This window comes from Mucilaginibacter sp. SG564 (assembly GCF_013149275.1).
GTDB lineage: Bacteria > Bacteroidota > Bacteroidia > Sphingobacteriales > Sphingobacteriaceae > Mucilaginibacter.
Window position 1 is genome coordinate 782474 of the sequence record NZ_JABGNA010000001.1, and the last position, 16022, is coordinate 798495.

General features: G+C 40.5%; 18 protein-coding genes. 4 read left to right on the top strand and 14 right to left on the bottom strand.

Annotated elements, in window-relative coordinates; translation table 11 throughout:
• Positions 1-89 precede the first annotated feature (89 nt).
• From FHW89_RS02910 to kaiC, 4 genes are read right to left on the bottom strand one after another with little or no spacing between them, the layout of a single operon-like run.
• Positions 90-1754 carry an ATP-binding protein gene (locus FHW89_RS02910; protein WP_172333495.1) on the bottom strand — a complete coding sequence of 555 codons (1665 nt, stop codon included), beginning with the start codon at positions 1752-1754 and terminating at the stop codon, positions 90-92.
• Entirely contained in the window at positions 1754-2089 is a 336-nt protein-coding gene (locus FHW89_RS02915) for a circadian clock KaiB family protein (RefSeq protein WP_172333496.1), read from the bottom strand. Before FHW89_RS02915 ends, FHW89_RS02910 begins: the two co-directional genes overlap by 1 nt.
• 3 nt (positions 2090-2092) lie before the next feature.
• Complete coding sequence (locus tag FHW89_RS02920) at positions 2093-2386, bottom strand: circadian clock KaiB family protein (protein WP_172333497.1); 294 nt, start codon at positions 2384-2386, stop codon at positions 2093-2095.
• Positions 2386-4125 (bottom strand): circadian clock protein KaiC, encoded by a 1740-nt coding sequence (gene kaiC, locus FHW89_RS02925; RefSeq protein ID WP_172333498.1) that lies wholly within the window; start codon positions 4123-4125, stop codon positions 2386-2388. Before kaiC ends, FHW89_RS02920 begins: the two co-directional genes overlap by 1 nt.
• Before the next feature lie 277 nt (positions 4126-4402).
• Here kaiC and FHW89_RS02930 point away from each other — a divergent pair, with 277 nt between their 5' ends.
• Positions 4403-4876: a PA2169 family four-helix-bundle protein gene (locus FHW89_RS02930; RefSeq protein WP_172333499.1), complete on the top strand. Its 474-nt coding sequence runs from the start codon at positions 4403-4405 to the stop codon at positions 4874-4876.
• A gap of 26 nt (positions 4877-4902) precedes the next feature.
• Here the strand turns inward: FHW89_RS02930 and FHW89_RS02935 are convergent, their stop codons facing one another.
• The 5 genes from FHW89_RS02935 to FHW89_RS02955 form a co-directional block, all read right to left on the bottom strand.
• Entirely contained in the window at positions 4903-5289 is a 387-nt protein-coding gene (locus FHW89_RS02935) for a hypothetical protein (RefSeq protein WP_172333500.1), read from the bottom strand.
• A 165-nt stretch (positions 5290-5454) separates the two neighbouring features.
• Positions 5455-6234, bottom strand: a complete 780-nt coding sequence (locus tag FHW89_RS02940; RefSeq protein WP_172333501.1) for a DUF6438 domain-containing protein — start codon at positions 6232-6234, stop codon at positions 5455-5457.
• Positions 6235-6282: 48 nt separating this feature from the next.
• Positions 6283-6915 (bottom strand): HAD family hydrolase, encoded by a 633-nt coding sequence (locus FHW89_RS02945; RefSeq protein WP_172333502.1) that lies wholly within the window; start codon positions 6913-6915, stop codon positions 6283-6285.
• Positions 6916-7195: 280 nt separating this feature from the next.
• Positions 7196-7855, bottom strand: coding sequence for an MBL fold metallo-hydrolase (locus tag FHW89_RS02950; protein ID WP_172333503.1), 660 nt, complete (start codon positions 7853-7855; stop codon positions 7196-7198).
• A 111-nt stretch (positions 7856-7966) separates the two neighbouring features.
• Entirely contained in the window at positions 7967-9319 is a 1353-nt protein-coding gene (locus FHW89_RS02955; RefSeq protein ID WP_172333504.1) for a PhoH family protein, read from the bottom strand.
• 179 nt (positions 9320-9498) lie between these two features.
• Here FHW89_RS02955 and FHW89_RS02960 point away from each other — a divergent pair, with 179 nt between their 5' ends.
• Complete coding sequence (locus tag FHW89_RS02960; RefSeq protein ID WP_172333505.1) at positions 9499-9834, top strand: cytochrome c; 336 nt, start codon at positions 9499-9501, stop codon at positions 9832-9834.
• A 3-nt stretch (positions 9835-9837) separates the two neighbouring features.
• Complete coding sequence (locus FHW89_RS02965; protein ID WP_216650453.1) at positions 9838-10341, top strand: DUF1772 domain-containing protein; 504 nt, start codon at positions 9838-9840, stop codon at positions 10339-10341.
• 603 nt (positions 10342-10944) lie between these two features.
• Here the strand turns inward: FHW89_RS02965 and FHW89_RS02970 are convergent.
• The 3 genes from FHW89_RS02970 to FHW89_RS02980 form a co-directional block, all read right to left on the bottom strand.
• A complete protein-coding gene (locus FHW89_RS02970; protein ID WP_172333506.1) occupies positions 10945-11703 on the bottom strand; it encodes a TIGR03915 family putative DNA repair protein in 759 nt (252 codons plus the stop codon).
• Positions 11704-11705: 2 nt separating this feature from the next.
• On the bottom strand, positions 11706-12962 hold the full coding sequence (locus tag FHW89_RS02975) for a putative DNA modification/repair radical SAM protein (protein ID WP_172333507.1): 1257 nt from the start codon (positions 12960-12962) through the stop codon (positions 11706-11708).
• A 156-nt stretch (positions 12963-13118) separates the two neighbouring features.
• Positions 13119-13559 carry an Hsp20/alpha crystallin family protein gene (locus FHW89_RS02980; protein ID WP_172333508.1) on the bottom strand — a complete coding sequence of 147 codons (441 nt, stop codon included), beginning with the start codon at positions 13557-13559 and terminating at the stop codon, positions 13119-13121.
• Positions 13560-13695: 136 nt separating this feature from the next.
• Here FHW89_RS02980 and FHW89_RS02985 point away from each other — a divergent pair, with 136 nt between their 5' ends.
• Positions 13696-14142 carry a thioesterase family protein gene (locus FHW89_RS02985; protein ID WP_172333509.1) on the top strand — a complete coding sequence of 149 codons (447 nt, stop codon included), beginning with the start codon at positions 13696-13698 and terminating at the stop codon, positions 14140-14142.
• Positions 14143-14208: 66 nt separating this feature from the next.
• Here FHW89_RS02985 and FHW89_RS02990 read toward each other — a convergent pair whose 3' ends face one another.
• On the bottom strand, positions 14209-15606 hold the full coding sequence (locus tag FHW89_RS02990; protein WP_172333510.1) for an FAD-binding oxidoreductase: 1398 nt from the start codon (positions 15604-15606) through the stop codon (positions 14209-14211).
• Positions 15603-15962, bottom strand: a complete 360-nt coding sequence (folB, locus tag FHW89_RS02995) for a dihydroneopterin aldolase (RefSeq protein ID WP_172333511.1) — start codon at positions 15960-15962, stop codon at positions 15603-15605. Before folB ends, FHW89_RS02990 begins: the two co-directional genes overlap by 4 nt.
• Between the last annotated feature and the right edge of the window lie 60 nt (positions 15963-16022).

Below are 16022 nucleotides of genomic sequence, written 5' to 3' on the forward strand. Positions count from 1 at the left end.
ATGGACTATCTGACAGAGCCCGTTTGCCCAATATCAGAAGTATTTGGCTTACCTGCAATTTTCGTTCAAAATAATTTAAGAATGATCTGTCAAGCAATCACAGGTAATTCAAAATAAAAAGTGGCCCCATTACCTAATTCGCTGTCGACCCCAATTTTACCCAGATGATTACTAATAATCTCGTCGCTGATATAAAGCCCCATACCCAGACCGCTGGTGATGTGACGTTTGTCTTCAACCCGGTAAAAGCGTTCAAATATGCGATCTATCTGCTCTGCCGATAAGCCTATACCAAAATCAGTTACAGACACGCGTACCAAATTATTTTTTACAATGGTTTTCAGGATGATCCTTTTATCGGCCAGGGAGTATTTTACAGCGTTATTGATAAAATTCATTAAAACCTGCTCCAGGCGTTCGGCATTGCCCGTGATGAAGATGTTGGGCTGCAGCTGAACTTCTAATTCATGTGATGGGTAGATATGCTTTGAATTTTCAACCACCTGCATCATCAGCTCAGATAAATTTACTTCACCCATAGCATATTCCAAGCGGCCAGCCTGTATCTTACTTACATCAAGCAAATCATTGATTAGGTGCTGCAATTTATTTACAGCCACACTTGCTTTACCTATATATTGTTTTACTACAGGCGGCAGCTCCTCTTTCTTATAAGAGCTTATCAGCTGCAGATAGCCCTTTAGACTGGTTAAGGGTGTTTTGAGCTCATGACTGGCTACGCCAATAAATTCGTCCTTACGATCCATTTCCCGCTTCTGATCTTCGATGTCGGTAGCTGTACCCACCCAAAAAATAATCGCGCCGCTGTCGTCTCTTAAAGGTACGGCCCGGTTCAGGTGCCAGCGGTAAGTGTTATCCCAGCGTTTATACCGATTTTCAACCTCAAATGTGTTACCGGTTTTTAAAGCCTCAATATATTTATCTAAGGTATTGGGCAAATCATCAGGATGTATCATATGCTGCCACCCCCATCCTACGCTTTCGGCATAGCGGCTGCCTGTATAATTATACCATTGTTGGTTGTAAAAATCAACCTCACCACCTGGCAGGTTTGTCCAGGTCATTTGAGGGATATTGTTGGCAAGTAATTTAAAATGCTCTCTGCTTATTAGCAGATCATTTGTACGGGCCCTAACCGTATCCTCCAGCTCATTGTTAAGCTTTACAGCAGCATTTTGGGCGGCCAGCAATTGTTCGTTTTTTATTTTTAATTCCCATTCTATTTCTTTCTGACTGGTAAGGTCTGTTAAGATCAAGCTTAGGGCTGTACCTTCGTCCAAATCAAGCGTAGTGCAGGAAAGCTGGCACGGGGTTAGTTTTCCCAGCTTATTGGCCAATAATATCTCGCCTTTACAATCTTCTTCCCAGCCTTTGTCCATCAGATCGTTAAACTTATCAACAGATATTTCCGGAATAAAAACCGCAAAATTCAGTCCGATCACTTTTTCCAGCGGCAGACCCATCATGGCGGCAAACCGCGAGTTGCTATACAAAATGGTATTATCCTTGTTCAGCGTAACAGCGCCTTCATTCATCTTTTCAATAAAAACACGATAGGTTTGGTCGGCTGTTTTTAAGGTGTATAGCTGATGGCCATCGGCATCTTTTACAATAAGCGCGTCAACCTGCCCGTTGCGAATGGCGTCAATGGTATCATTGGCCTCCTCCAGCTGTATCCGAAGTTCCTCGTTTTGCTGCAGCAACTCTTCATATGTGTATTTAGCCAGTTCCATTAATTTTCTGTTTGTAAACCAAGACCCTTTAATACTTTACCTGTATTTGACATATCACCAATAAGACGGCGCTCTATACCCGGCGCCTTTTTAATGAGCATGGGTAAAGCGATAATCTGTTCGTGTTCCACAGTTAAAGGTTGCTGATAAACATCTACTATCTCCAGGTCGTAATTGCCTTTTAAATGGGTTTCGCAAATATCTTTGAGGTTGGTTATAGCTCGCGCTGAATTTGGCGATGCACCCGTTACGAACAAGCGTAAATGATAAACCTCTTGTTTCTGCTCATTAAAATAATTATCCTCAGATAAAGATGATTGATCCTTTTCGGTCATTTTTTATAGTTTACGGGGGCGTATATCTAAACCCACCAATACTTTTTCTTCGTTTGACAGATCCCCGATTATTTTGCGGATAGGCTCCGGTACTTTGCGTACCAATGTTGGTATGGCAAAAATCTGGTCGCCCTCGGCCAATTGGGGTTTTACTAAAAGATCGATCACTTCAATCGAATACTGACCTTTTAAATGTTCTTCACAGTATTTTTTAAGATTAGCTAAAGCACTAACAGATTTTGCTGTTTTGCCCGCAATATATAACCTTAATTCATAATTTATTACTTCAGTTTCCATTACTTTTTCTTCTTTACCGGGCTTTCTTCTTTTATCCCCCTCCGCATTTTTGTTATCTCTTCCCGATTTTTGTTCATTATTTGTTGTTTTAACTCGTCTTCGTAATATATCCTGTTCAGCTCTTCTTCTACCGATTCGAACTCGGCTTGTAAACTGGATATTTTAGCTTCCAGCGTTTTACGTTTGCGTATAATTTCCTTGTCTTTGCGTGATACGGCGAAATCACGCAGCGCAACACCGGTTTTTTCCTTTAGTTGCTGTGCTTCCCTTGCCGATCCTGTTAATACGCCATCGGGCCCCAGGTAAACATCAACCAGATCAAGCCCCTTATCGGTGATGATAAATTCGCGTACCTGATTGGAGTGTTTCATACCGCGCGATTTCATGATGTATAAACCGCGATTACGCTCGCCATTATGCTCAATATCCCGTACCAGCATCCAGGTATCCACTAACGATGATACGCCTTCGTCGGTTTGCTCATTTACAATGGTGTTGAGCGATAAAGCTGTGAACATTACCGTGATTTGTTCGTTCTGTAAAAAATCTATAAGCCTTACAAGCATTGATTTTACTTCACTTACAGATCCTACGGTGATCAGATTGGTTATCGGATCTAATATTACCGTAGCCGGTTGAAATTGCTTGATCAGTTTATAAATGGCCACCAGGTGCATCTCCAACCCATATAAGGTTGGTCTTGACGCATGAAATCGTAACAAACCGTTATCAACATATTGCTGTAGATCGATGCTGATAGACCGCATGTTGCGGATGATCTGGTTGGGCGATTCTTCAAAAGCAAAATAGAGGCATTTCTTTTTCTGTTTACAGGTTTCGGCAGCAAAATACGCGCCGATACTGGTTTTACCGGTTCCGGCAGTTCCGGAAACCAGGATGCTGCTTCCTCTAAAAAAGCCTTGTCCTCCGAGCATATAATCCAGTGCCGGAATACCCGATGACACCCTTTTTGATGAGACCGCTTTTTCGAGCCCTAAAGAAGTCACTGGCAGCAAAGAAATACCATCTTCGTCAATTAAAAAAGGGTATTCGTTGGTTCCATGTTGCGAGCCTCTGTATTTTACAACACGAAGTCGGCGGGTTGAAATCTGGTTGATAACCCGGTGGTCAAGCAGAATAACGCAATCCGATACGTACTCCTCCAGACCCTGTCTTGTGAGGGCTCCTCCGTCCCCTTTTTCGCCAGTTATAATAGCGGTAACTCCTTTGTTTTTAAGAAAAGTAAAAAGCCTGCGCAACTCGGCACGCAGAATAGTCTGGTTGTTGAGGCCCGAAAAAAGATTCTCCAGCGTATCCAATACTACCCTTTTGGCGCCAATGCTGTCAATGGCATGTCCTAATCTGATGAACAAACCTTCCAGGTCATATTCGCCGGTTTCTTCTATCTCGCTGCGATCGATATGTACATGGTCGAGTTTTACTTTTTTCTCTTCCTGTAGTTTGTACAGATCAAAACCCAGGGAGGCTACGTTCATAGCTAATTCGTCGGTTTTTTCTTCGAAAGCCATAAAAACCCCAGGTTCATTAAAGAGTGTAACCCCGCGAACTATAAATTCAAGCGACATCAATGTTTTACCGCAGCCGGCTTCTCCGCAAATAAGCGTAGGCCGGCCAGCGGGTAAACCACCGTCTGTTATTTCATCAAGTCCGTTAATGCCCGTTGGTGTTTTGGGCAATGTTTTAAAAATGGTTTGCTGTTTTTTATGTGATTTAGTCATCTTAAACAAATGTTTTTTCAAGTGTTGATCAACTGAAGCCCAAAATTGTCGCGCGTTTTCATATCAAATGGTTAATAAATGCTTATTGGGCTCAAATTGTTTTAATCACTTATATTTATGATAGCTTCTTTAACGCAATTTGATACTATTGGTTTTTACCAGCAAAAAAACCTTACTCTAAATTTGAATACCACCAGATACTGAAACAGGTATATTTACCTCAATTAAAAAAACATTAATTCATTTGCCATGTTTATTAGTTATAAATATAATAATCATGGGGGTTTTACAACATATACAGCATCAGATATCGGCTCTTAACGATCTGATTAAAATAAATAATGATCGCATCGCGGGTTATGAAAAAGCTAATGAAAGTACTAAAGAAACAGGATTAAACTTGCTCTTTAAAGAATACATGGATCAAAGTAAAAGCAATGTTTCCGAGTTGCGAGATTATATCCAAGTATTGGGAGGCGACCCTACCGATGGTACTACCCTATCCGGGAAACTAAATAATACCTGGATAGATGTTAAGTCCGCTTTTTCAAGCAAAGACAGGCGTAGTATATTAAGTGATTGTGAACGTACCGAAGATATTGCCAAAAAAGCATACCGGGCGGCACTGGATGATAAAGAGCTGATATGGGAAGATCAACAAGTCGTGTTCATCCTTAAAAAGCAACTGGAAAGTTTAAGGGTTGCCCATGACACCATCAAAGCATTACGCGACGCGGAGGTGAATGCCTGATAAATAAACGGGACTGATCCGTTTATTTATTGACCAACTACTGGTTTTTCTGAAATAATACTATCCACAACAAATACACTTACGCCGCGCCATGGCAAAGCGTGCAAATATTCCTTGTAATGTAATTCGAGGTAAGAACCAGCGCTGCTGCTTAGCTTCTGCGCAACTTTCTCGTCGGTAACAGAAAACATAAATTCGTTTGAGGAGATATTGCCCCCACTTTGTGGTGTTTTTATGCCGCTTTGTATCAGTCGGCCCTCATAGGTTTTAAACAGGTACCCCTTTTTTACAAAGTAGTTCATGGTGCCTGCCTTTGCGCCTTCGCCAAAAACAAAGAAATAGCGCTGGTAAGTAAACCCGGCGATCAATACTAATATCACTATTAAAATAATTGCTTTGGTACGGCCTTTCATATAGATATATTTTTATCTAAACTACAAAATAAAACTAATAATCAATGGTGAGAATAAAGAACCGAGAATCAAGAAAGCTATAACACTGGATTGAGCTTAGACCGGATTTTAATAAGAAAAGCAAAGCCCTCATCTTGACTCCCGACTCTTATCTCTTGATCCTCATCAATTATTACCTGCAGGTGTGAGTTTTAAGTTTTTGTAAGACGATAGCATGAAATTGATCAGATCGATAATGTTCATGGGTGGTTCGTTAGTGTTGATGCTAAGTTTCTTTTTACTGTCAACAAAGTCAATGGCAAAGTAATAGTTTGGCGCATCGACTACTTGGTTGCCTTGTTGCCAGTCGTTCATTTTTTTTAGCTCGCTGTGCTTAAGCCAATAATTCAATGTATCCAGCTGACTCGGACTTAGTTTGCCGGTATAATCACCTTTGTATGGAGCAGCATGTTCACCGGCTTTTAAATGGTAATCGCCATTGGGCCATATCTCGATACCCAGCTGCGGACAGTCGCCAAAACATGTGGATGATAGGAAATAGACCTTGGCAAATTTTACGTTTTTATCGTAACTGTTTTTGAAGTTGAAGAATTCGTAAGTAATGGTACCTGCCAGTTCAATAGCATTTGGCTCAACGGCTTTTAAATATATACGATTATAGTCGGCGTGTCTAATCAGGAACTTAAAATCGGTCCGCCGTTGCTTCTTGAAATTGTCGGCACTGCTTCTGAAGATGTCTGACAGGATCAGTGTATCGTTCACAATAGCATAATGATCTTTAATGCCGGCATTGCCTACAAAATTATAATATACTTTTTTGTCGATGAAGTAAAGGTGGCCCAGATCTTTGGTTATCCAGCGTTCGGCGTCCAGTTGTACTTTTTGAGCAAATGATAAATCTGAGATAAGCAAAAATAATAACAGAGAGAGTCCACGTTTTACCATTGGAGTATGCTTTAGGGGTAGAAGAAATTTGGCTAACGCTTTAAAAACTCACAAACTCATATAATATTTTGTTAATGATGCAAAATCATCAAACTTCAATTCATAGTCATCTGTTTTTCCAAAACCATAGCTCACAAATATAAATGGTATCCCGGCCATGCGTGTCTGCTCAGCGTCACCATTAGTGTCTCCTATATAAACCGGGTGCTTTAGCTGGTGTTTATCAATCAGCAACTGCATGTTATGATGCTTGGGCATATTATTTTGCCCATAAGCTATAAAATCGGTAATGTCATTTTCAATTTTAGCCCAGCTGATAAACAAAGGAATAATCCCTACAGCGCAATTACTCAGTATAAAGATTTTGTATTTGGCGGCCAGTTGTTTGATACCCTCGGTCACTCCATCGTACATAACGCCGCCACTGGTGGGCAGTATCTGTCTGCGGGTTTCATTTACATCCATATAGATGCTCTGTGCCCTGTTATCATCAAACTCGGGCATAAGTACCTTGGTTAGTTTTTTGCCTTCCATGCCCATCAGCTGCATCAGGTCATCACGGCCGAGGGTACGTTGGATGCTCATTTTTTCGAAAACCAGGTTCCAGGAGTTGGCGTAGGTGTCAACGGCATCCCAAAGGGTTCCGTCCATGTCGAATATCAGACTATCGGGCTTTTGCATGTGAGCGATCTTGTTTTTGCTAAGATGTAAAATTTACACCAAGCATAAAACAGAAGTTCATGTTTTCTTCATTATTTATCTTCACCTTAGCATTGTGATAAGGTTAATGTGGGCCAGCTTAGCAGGAGGTTGGTTCCATAGGGCCTCTACCGTAAAAGGTAGGGGCTTTTTTTATGCCCAATTTTTTGCACTTTGAGTTTGTTATAATTATTTGATAATAAGATAATTGAATTGTCGCTAAAGTCTCATAGCTCCGAAATAGACCATCTCAAATCCCAAATCAGATGTTGATGCTATCGCCTATTTGGTATACTTCGTTAAACTTTATGCCCAGTTTGTCAAAATGTTTCACGTAAGCAGCATATCTTTTCTGAATGAAGAAAGTTTTGGAATAACCATCATGAACGGGTAATATCTGGCGGGGATGCAACTTATCGGCAAAGGCGGAGATCATTACTTCACTGGCAAATGGCGCCATGGTTACCATAATTAGCAATTCTATTCCTTTGAATTTCAACAGATTATCTTCCATGGAATCGACCGGGTGCAGCACCCTATCGTTGATCACAAAGCCTGTCATTTGAGGTAAAGGGTTATCCATGATCAGGGCATGTTGTACCGGAAATGCCTCCAATTTGAAGGGGCCAAAGTGCTCAATACCCTCTTCCAGGAGCAAATATTTTATTCCGACCCTGTTTAATTGCTCACCAACCTGACTATTGGTGACTACCTTGGCCCCGGAAATATTTAAAATCCTTTGTAAAATATCTATTACAAAATGATCCGGATGGATATGGGTAATCACTACAGTATTAACATCGGCAAACATTTCGGGTGTTACCAAGCCTTCAATAAAAGAAATATCGCCTGGATCAAATAAAATTTTATAACCATCGAGCTCAAATACAAGGCATGAATGGAGGTATTTTGAGATTTTCATATCTTTTTAGTTAGTATCAAGTAGCTAGTATCAAGTATCACGACAGCTGCATTTGCTTCTTAACGAATTCAAAAATCATGATACTTGATACTAGCTACTTGATACTAAAAATTACAACAATTCATTTGCCAGATTGGCCAGTTCGCTCCGCTCACCTTTTTGCAAGGTGATATGCGCGTACAGCGGATGTCCTTTGGCTTTATCTATCAGGTATGACAATCCGTTACTTTCTGCATCCAGGTATGGGGTGTCTATCTGGTAAATATCTCCTGTAAAAACAAATTTGCTGTTTTCGCCGGCGCGTGATATAATGGTTTTTACCTCATGCGGCGTAAGGTTCTGGGCTTCATCCACAATAAAGAATATCTTACTCAATGTACGTCCGCGGATAAAAGCCAGCGGGGCTATGGATATTTTGTCGTTAGTTACCAGTTCATCTATTTTGGCCTGCATCTTTTCATCGTCCCCAAACTGATCTTTGATAAACTTCAAATTATCCCAGATTGGCGCCATGTATGGGTCGATCTTTGATTTGATATCACCGGGTAAGAAACCGATATCCTTATTACTTAAAGGCACAATCGGCCTTGTAACAAAAATTTGACGATAATATTTTCTTTGCTCCAGCGCGCTGGCCAATGCCAGTAAAGTTTTACCTGTGCCGGCATTGCCCTGGATAGTTACCAGTTTAATATCGGGATGTAACAAGGCATGAATGGCAAAGGCCTGCTCAATATTGCGGGGTAATATATTAAATACCGGTTGCTCTATAACTTTTTCCAGCTGCCTGGTTTGGGTATTATAAAAACCAGGTACATCGCTATTTTTGCTTTTTAATATATAGAAATGATTATTGGTGTACGATGTAATATGCAAACTTTCGGCTGGCAGATTTTCGTGCTTGTTTAACTGGGTTATCAGTTTCTCGGTAACCTTGTTTACATCAGTTTGCCCGGTATACAATTCATCCAGGTTTTTAATCTTGCCGGTTTCATAATCTTCTGCGTGCAGATTAAGCGCTTTTGCTTTCAGACGCAGGCATATATCTTTTGATACCAGCACCACTTTTTTACCAGGATTCTCTTCCTGCAAGCCTAAGGCCGCATTCAGAATGCGGTGGTCTGTTTTGTCGGAGCCAAAAACTTCTTCAGCATCAATAGCAGTGGTTTTAATGTCCATCGCTACTTTGAAACTGCCTTTGCTTTTGCCATTTAATGGTATCCACTCATTTACCATCTTATTACGAGACAGATCATCCATAAGGCGGATAAAGCTTCGGGCTTCAAAATTACGGGTGTCGTTACCGTTTTTTTTGTTATCCAGTTCTTCCAAAACCTGAATAGGTATGGCTACATCATGCTCCTGGAAATTCTGGAATGCGTTGTGATCGTAAAGGATCACCGAGGTATCTAAAACAAATATTTTATTACTTCCTATAGTCCCGTTCTTACCATCTTTATTCATATCCGACTAATTTAAGGAATCTGTTTTTAGTTTCCATTTTGTATTTCGGAATTCGGATGTTGGATTTCGAATTTATTTTGATTGGAAACTTGGGATTAAGACTCAAAACTCCCCCCTTGTCGGTTTTGTTCTATTTTATTTTTTGATATCGCCGCAACTTTATCAAAAAATAAAACGCCATGAAATCATCAACTTTTAATAACAATAGCAAAATAAAACAATGGTTTACCACATTGATCATCATTGCGCTTCTGTGCTGGAATCAAATTGCTTATGCTCAAAATTCCCCCTTAACCGGCAAGCCCCTGTTTGAAAAAAAATGTGCTACATGTCATGGTAACGATGGCACAAGAGGACGCTGGGGTGCTGCGAATTTGCGGTTAAGTAAATTAGATAACAACGAATTGCTCTACACCATTAGTAATGGCCGTGGTTTTATGCCCAACTGGGGAAAAAAACTGACTGCGGGCCAGATAAGCTCTGTAATTGAATACATTAAAACTTTAAGAAAATAAATCATGATCAAGATGAATATGACAACCCTGATTTTAATCATCACAGCAACAGTCACTGCTTTAATCGCGGGTCTGTTTTACGGTTATACCTGCTCTGTTAACTTAGGACTGGGTAAACTCGCCGATCGCGAATATATCGCTGCTATGAACTCCATCAACGTGCAAATAATAAATCCGCTTTTTATGGCCAGCTTTATGGGGACGTTATTGTTGCTGCCCCTGAGTGCTTATCTTAATTATAGCCCGGGAATGAATACGCGCTTTATCCTGTTAGTTGTTGCTGCTCTGGTTTACGCTATCGGTGTGTTTGGCGTTACTATGTTTGGAAACGTGCCCTTGAATGATGCCTTGGCAAGGCTTAATGCTGAGACCGCATCGCCAAAAGAATTATCGGTATACCGGGCAATGTTTGAGGGGCCCTGGAACTTTTTGCATAACATCCGCACATTGGCTAATGTAGTAAGTTTAGTATTGGTTATTACCGGTTGCTGCTACGAAAGCAAATAAATGAAAGGAATTGCAAAATCTGGTAAAAATGAAAACGGGAGTCTTTTCTTTCGAATTGAGCTCCCGTTTCCTGACCACTGTTCTGCCATAGCTTCCCAGTAGCACCAAGTTTTGTGCATCATTACCGATATGATCTTGTCCGTCGCTCTTTCGAGCTGTCGACTCCTTCAATATCATTGGTTCAGTTGCGGTTCTCCGTGAAGTTCCTGCATTTCCCCAATACCTCTTTTAATCACAATCCTTTTTCAAAAACTTTCGTCTTATCATTTTTTCATGTAACTCAGGCACTTCCCTTGTTCTTTAGTTCTCCCGAAGGCTAACCCGATTCAACTTCTGTAATCCTGAAAGGCTGTCAATGTACGTCGTTCTTGATGATTTCAATATCGGGACATCCTGCTGATTCTGCAAGGATTTTATTTGTTTTTTATTAACACGTTATTAACATTGAAAGTGTAGTTATAAACATTGATTAAAGCTTGTTTTTCAATTCATTATTTATGGATAGTTGAAAAATAGCCGTGCTTATAAACAATTCGCTTATTCACAAAAACTCGTGAAATGCATAGTTTTTATGTTTCAGAAAATGCGTAAAATGAAAAAAGTCTAAAATTTTTCTGTTAAATGGCGCCAATATCTTTTAGGAATATGCCTTAAATGGAGCTTTGTATTTTTCCTGGAAACGATGTTTGTGCTGCTAAAATAATTTTTCCAAAGGCTCTGATACATGAGTTCATCGTGGCTCACAATCGTTATAGTATCGGTCGGCTTGCTTGTTTCTGAAAAATCAAGCGAGATATATTGGGTATCGTGCAAATCATAATAAATCCCATACCGTCTTTTAATATCATAGATCATCCACTTCTGATCGGCGTATCGGTCCTTGAAATGCCTGATCAGCAATGGCAGAACGTTAAAATCGGGTTCTACAGCCGAGTAAAATGTTTCGTCTTTTAGTTTTTGGAAGCGCACAAACGCCTCCATCCGATGTTTTTCACGACGAACCATTTTGATGATCTCTGAAATACGCATCACGTATTTATTTCCATAATCTTCTTCAATATTTCTATCAGCGTCAAAGGCATAGCGAATAAAGCCAACAATCGCGTTTTCTTCATTCTCCATTTCGGCCATGTGGGCAATATAAAGTCGTTGTACACAAGCAACTGATAATCTTTTCCGTAGCCCTCGTAATACCCTGTTAGCACGGTTCTCGTCTGTGATAATCTCTAATACCTCTTCAAATAACGCACTGGCGCGCCATTCTCCTTTTATTAATTTTACGTGGAATAGTTTACGCTCGTATATTTCAAATACCGCAGTGAGTAAGCCTTCGAATGTGCCATCGTAAACCAATGTATACATGATCAAAACAAGTTAAGTTGGGTTTGCGTGTTTTTGATGTACTTGCTTTTTGATTCGGCAAGGATAAATTGTTTAATATTATTGCCGGTTAAATCGCGGCGTTCAAATTCGTTGCTTTTACAAATAATAAAATACCGGGCGCGATTAATGGCCACTCCTATTTTTTTAAGTTGCTCCCAGCTCACTCTGGCAAATTTGCGCGCGCTCACAATTTTTTGTGCCGACTGTATTCCGATGCCCGGTACACGTAGTATCAATTGCAGATCGGCCTTATTAATATCGACGGGGAAAATCTGCATATTTCGGATGGCCCAGCCCAGCTTAGGATCAATATCCAGATCAAGTAAGGGTTGATCTTTATTTACAATTTCGTTTACATGAAAACCATAAAACCTCATCAGCCAATCGGCCTGGTAAAGCCGGTTTTCGCGCACCATGGGTACCGCTGTATTTAACGCTGGCAGGCGTTTGTCGGTCAGTACCGGAACATAGCCGGAATAATACACTCGTTTTAAATTGAAATTCTGATAAAAATAATCAGCTGATTGAAGTATTTGCTGATCGTTCTCTGGTGTGGCACCAATAATTACTTGCGTACTTTGTCCTGCCGGGGCAAACGCCGGTGCGTTTTTAAAGAGCTTTTTTTCTTCGGCCCGTTGAATGATCTCTTTTTTTAGAAAATTCATCGGGTTGATCATGTCCTGTCGGTTTTTGTCCGGAGCTAACAGTTTCAATCCACTTTCAGTAGGCATTTCCAGATTCACACTCAACCTATCAGCGTACAGGCCTGCCTCCCGCATCAATTCATCACTGGCTCCCGGGATAGATTTGAGATGTATATAGCCGTTAAAATTGTGTTCAGTGCGTAACTTTTTGGCCACCCTAACCAGGCGTTCCATAGTATAATCGGCATCCTTAAAAATGCCGGAGCTTAAAAACAAGCCTTCAATGTAATTGCGCCTATAAAAATTTATGGTGAGGTCAACCACCTCCTGCACGGTGAAGGCTGCACGTTTAACATCATTGTTTTTACGGGATACACAATAGGCGCAATCAAAAATACAATGATTGGTAAGCAGTATTTTCAATAACGATACACATCGCCCATCCTCCGTGTAGCTGTGACATATACCGTTACTCGCATTTCCAAGTCCTTTGTTTTCATTTTTGCGTTTACTACCACTTGATGCGCACGATACATCATATTTTGCGGCATCCGCCAATATATTCAACTTCTCTGTTATCCGCTCTACATTCATATTAAATCAAAAATACTAATAATTTTAGCAATTCGACATTGAGCAAGAGTTTATTTTTAGCGCTTTTGGTTGTAATCCGAGAATAAAAAAGGCCGCCCCTTGCGGAGCGACCTCTTTAAAAAACCAAACTAACTACTTTATGAAAACAATCTTTTATTATTTGATAGCTATTTCTCTTGATTGAAATTTAGCTTCTTCTTTTTTGGTTATGGTAAGCTTTAATACACCGTCGGTATAATCAGCTTCGATTTTTGAATGATCGGCGCTTTCTGGTAATGTGAACGATCTGTTGAAAGAGCTGTAGCTATATTCGCGTTTGCTGAATTTTTTACCTTCTTCTACGCTTTCGCTTTTCTTTTCAGAAGAAACGGTCAATACATTTTTATCCAGATTGATCTTGAAATCTTCTTTCTTTAAACCGGGTGCTGCCAGGTCAATCTGAAATTCGTTTTCAGTTTCGGCAATGTTTACCGCAGGCACGCGGGCAACTAATTTATTACCGATGTATGAGTCGTTCAATAAAGAATCTAATACATCATTAAAGAATGGGTTTACCGCGTTATTTTTTAATCCGTTGTTGAATTTTACAAGTGTCATTTTTAATGTCTCCTTTAAGTTTTTGTTTTTGTTAACTTCGTAAGCTATTAATCAAGTGTTGTACCAAGTGATAAAATCGATAAATAAGCGACAACTTGTCACTTTAAATTGATTCTATACAGACAAAATGACCTAAATGAGCGAAAAACTTTCAGATTACAAGTATAAAACGGCCATCCCCATCCGTTTTTCAGATATAGATGCCTTCGGACATGTAAACAACGCGGTGTATTTAACCTATTTTGAAATAGCCAGAAGCAATTACTGGAAAGAGATCATCAACTGGGATTGGAATCATGCAGGTATTATCCTGGGGAGGTCAGAGATCAATTACCTGAAACCCATCACCATTAATGACCAGATAGCCTGTTATGTACGTACCGTCCGTATAGGTAATAGTAGTTTTGATGTAATGCACGTACTGGTTAAGATAACCGAGCATGGTGAAGAAATTGTAACTACCGGCAAAACCATTTGTATTAGCTATGATTATAGCGCTAATAAGTCAGTATCTATACCTGTTAATGAGCGGCGCAGTATGATTGAGTATGATGAGCCAAGGCTGATTTTGAATACGAATTAGTAGATGTGCAGATATGTAAATATGCAAATGTCGGTTTACATTGTTTTCATTATCTGCACATTTGTTTTAAAATATTTTCCCCGGGTTTAGTATCCCGTTAGGATCGAATACTTTTTTGATGCCTTTCCATAAAGCGAAATGTACATCGGAGTATTTTATTGGCATAAATTCTTTTTGAACAAGGCCAATGCCATGTTCGCCGGAAAGTGTGCCGCCTAATGATACGGTTAGCTCAAAAATTTCACGGATGCCAAATTTGAGTTTGTTATTCCAGTCGTTATCACTCATCTTGGCTTTGATGATGTTTACGTGCAGGTTGCCATCACCGGCATGGCCATAACAAACAGATTCAAAGCCATATTTGGCACCAACTTCTTTGATGCCTTTTATGAGTTGCGGTAATGCGGCCCGGGGTACTACCGTATCTTCTTCTTTATAAATAGAGTTTGATTTTACCGATACAGCCATGGTACGGCGAAGGCGCCAAATTTCTTCTTTTTGGGCCGATGAGTCCGCAAACAACACATCGTTACAGTCGTAATTCTCTAAAACGGCGTTGATCTTTTCGCAGTCGGCAAATATCACGTCTTGATTGTTGCCGTCAACTTCTATCAATAAAAAAGCCTGAACATCATCCTTAAGATCAAAAGCGATACCGTCATATTCTTTTACCCACTCTACTCCCCTGCGTTCCATAAACTCCAGCGCTGATGGCACAATACCCGCCCTGAATATAGCTGATACAGCTGCACAGGCCGCTTCGTTAGTTGGAAACGATGCCAGCATCAGCGCATCAATGGTTGGTAAGGGTATCAGTTTAACCACAATTTTAGTAACAATACCTAAGGTGCCTTCCGAGCCTATCATCAACTGAGTTAAATTATAACCCGAGGCATATTTAAGCGTGTTGGCTCCCGTCCAGATGATCTCACCGGATGCCAATACTACCTGTAAATTCAATACATATTCGCGTATGGTTCCATACTTAACTACCCGCGGCCCACCCGATCCATGCGATACGTTACCACCAATAAAACAGCTTCCTTTACTGGCCGGATCAACCGGATAAAGCAAGCCTTTGGCCGCTACCTGGTTCATAAATTCCTCGGTAATTACACCTGGTTCTAAAGTAGCTTGCAGGTTTTGCTCATCAATATCCAGTACTTTATTAAAACGCTCCATCGCTATCAGCAACCCACCTTTAACCGGTAATGCGCCGCCACTTAAACCTGTGCCGGCCCCGCGGGGGGTAACCGGGATGCGGTGCTTATTGCATAGTTTCAACAAGGCAGCCACTTCTTCCGGGGTTTGGGGCTTGGCAACTACTTCTGGGTAATAAACCAGGTCCTCGGTTTCATCGTGACTGTATTTTTCAAGATCGTCATGCTGCACAATAACCGCGTCGGCACCAACAATGGCCGTAATGGCATCAATTACAGGTGGTGTTATGATATTATAATTCATGTTGTTGGTGGATAATTAATCGTAACGCTCGACTGGGCTACACGTCCTGTCAACGGGGGATTTAATTTTTTTATCGTCACTTCAATGGTCTTAACAAAGGGGTATTTACTCTGAATACGATTAGTGATCGCCTGCCCTACCGTTTCAATCAGCTTACTGGGGATCTTCATCTCCTCGCAGGCTATGGTATACACTTTTTCATAGTCAACCGTATTATGTAACCCGTCCTTCAGGTCGGTTGCCGGTTCAAAACCTACCGCGATATCTACCAGAAAACGGCATCCTATTTTTTGCTCCTCGGGATAAAACCCATGATAGGCAAAAAACTCTGCACCCTGCAAGGCTATATTTATCATACTCCAAAAGTAATTGATTTTTTGATTCAGCAAGTCTCTTTATGCCTTTGGACTGTTAAA

What these genes read in the sequence shown, in the direction of transcription:
- folB (WP_172333511.1), bottom strand. Translation starts at nt 15,962, where the DNA reads ATGATAAATATAGCCTTGCAGGGTGCAGAGTTTTTTGCCTATCATGGG.
- FHW89_RS02930 (WP_172333499.1), top strand. Translation starts at nt 4,403, where the DNA reads ATGGGGGTTTTACAACATATACAGCATCAGATATCGGCTCTTAACGAT.
- FHW89_RS02965 (WP_216650453.1), top strand. Translation starts at nt 9,838, where the DNA reads ATGATCAAGATGAATATGACAACCCTGATTTTAATCATCACAGCAACA.
- FHW89_RS02960 (WP_172333505.1), top strand. Translation starts at nt 9,499, where the DNA reads ATGAAATCATCAACTTTTAATAACAATAGCAAAATAAAACAATGGTTT.
- FHW89_RS02970 (WP_172333506.1), bottom strand. Translation starts at nt 11,703, where the DNA reads ATGTATACATTGGTTTACGATGGCACATTCGAAGGCTTACTCACTGCG.
- FHW89_RS02940 (WP_172333501.1), bottom strand. Translation starts at nt 6,234, where the DNA reads ATGGTAAAACGTGGACTCTCTCTGTTATTATTTTTGCTTATCTCAGAT.
- FHW89_RS02910 (WP_172333495.1), bottom strand. Translation starts at nt 1,754, where the DNA reads ATGGAACTGGCTAAATACACATATGAAGAGTTGCTGCAGCAAAACGAG.
- FHW89_RS02955 (WP_172333504.1), bottom strand. Translation starts at nt 9,319, where the DNA reads ATGAATAAAGATGGTAAGAACGGGACTATAGGAAGTAATAAAATATTT.
- FHW89_RS02935 (WP_172333500.1), bottom strand. Translation starts at nt 5,289, where the DNA reads ATGAAAGGCCGTACCAAAGCAATTATTTTAATAGTGATATTAGTATTG.
- FHW89_RS02975 (WP_172333507.1), bottom strand. Translation starts at nt 12,962, where the DNA reads ATGAATGTAGAGCGGATAACAGAGAAGTTGAATATATTGGCGGATGCC.
- FHW89_RS02980 (WP_172333508.1), bottom strand. Translation starts at nt 13,559, where the DNA reads ATGACACTTGTAAAATTCAACAACGGATTAAAAAATAACGCGGTAAAC.
- FHW89_RS02950 (WP_172333503.1), bottom strand. Translation starts at nt 7,855, where the DNA reads ATGAAAATCTCAAAATACCTCCATTCATGCCTTGTATTTGAGCTCGAT.
- FHW89_RS02990 (WP_172333510.1), bottom strand. Translation starts at nt 15,606, where the DNA reads ATGAATTATAATATCATAACACCACCTGTAATTGATGCCATTACGGCC.
- FHW89_RS02915 (WP_172333496.1), bottom strand. Translation starts at nt 2,089, where the DNA reads ATGACCGAAAAGGATCAATCATCTTTATCTGAGGATAATTATTTTAAT.
- FHW89_RS02945 (WP_172333502.1), bottom strand. Translation starts at nt 6,915, where the DNA reads ATGCAAAAGCCCGATAGTCTGATATTCGACATGGACGGAACCCTTTGG.
- kaiC (WP_172333498.1), bottom strand. Translation starts at nt 4,125, where the DNA reads ATGACTAAATCACATAAAAAACAGCAAACCATTTTTAAAACATTGCCC.
- FHW89_RS02920 (WP_172333497.1), bottom strand. Translation starts at nt 2,386, where the DNA reads ATGGAAACTGAAGTAATAAATTATGAATTAAGGTTATATATTGCGGGC.
- FHW89_RS02985 (WP_172333509.1), top strand. Translation starts at nt 13,696, where the DNA reads ATGAGCGAAAAACTTTCAGATTACAAGTATAAAACGGCCATCCCCATC.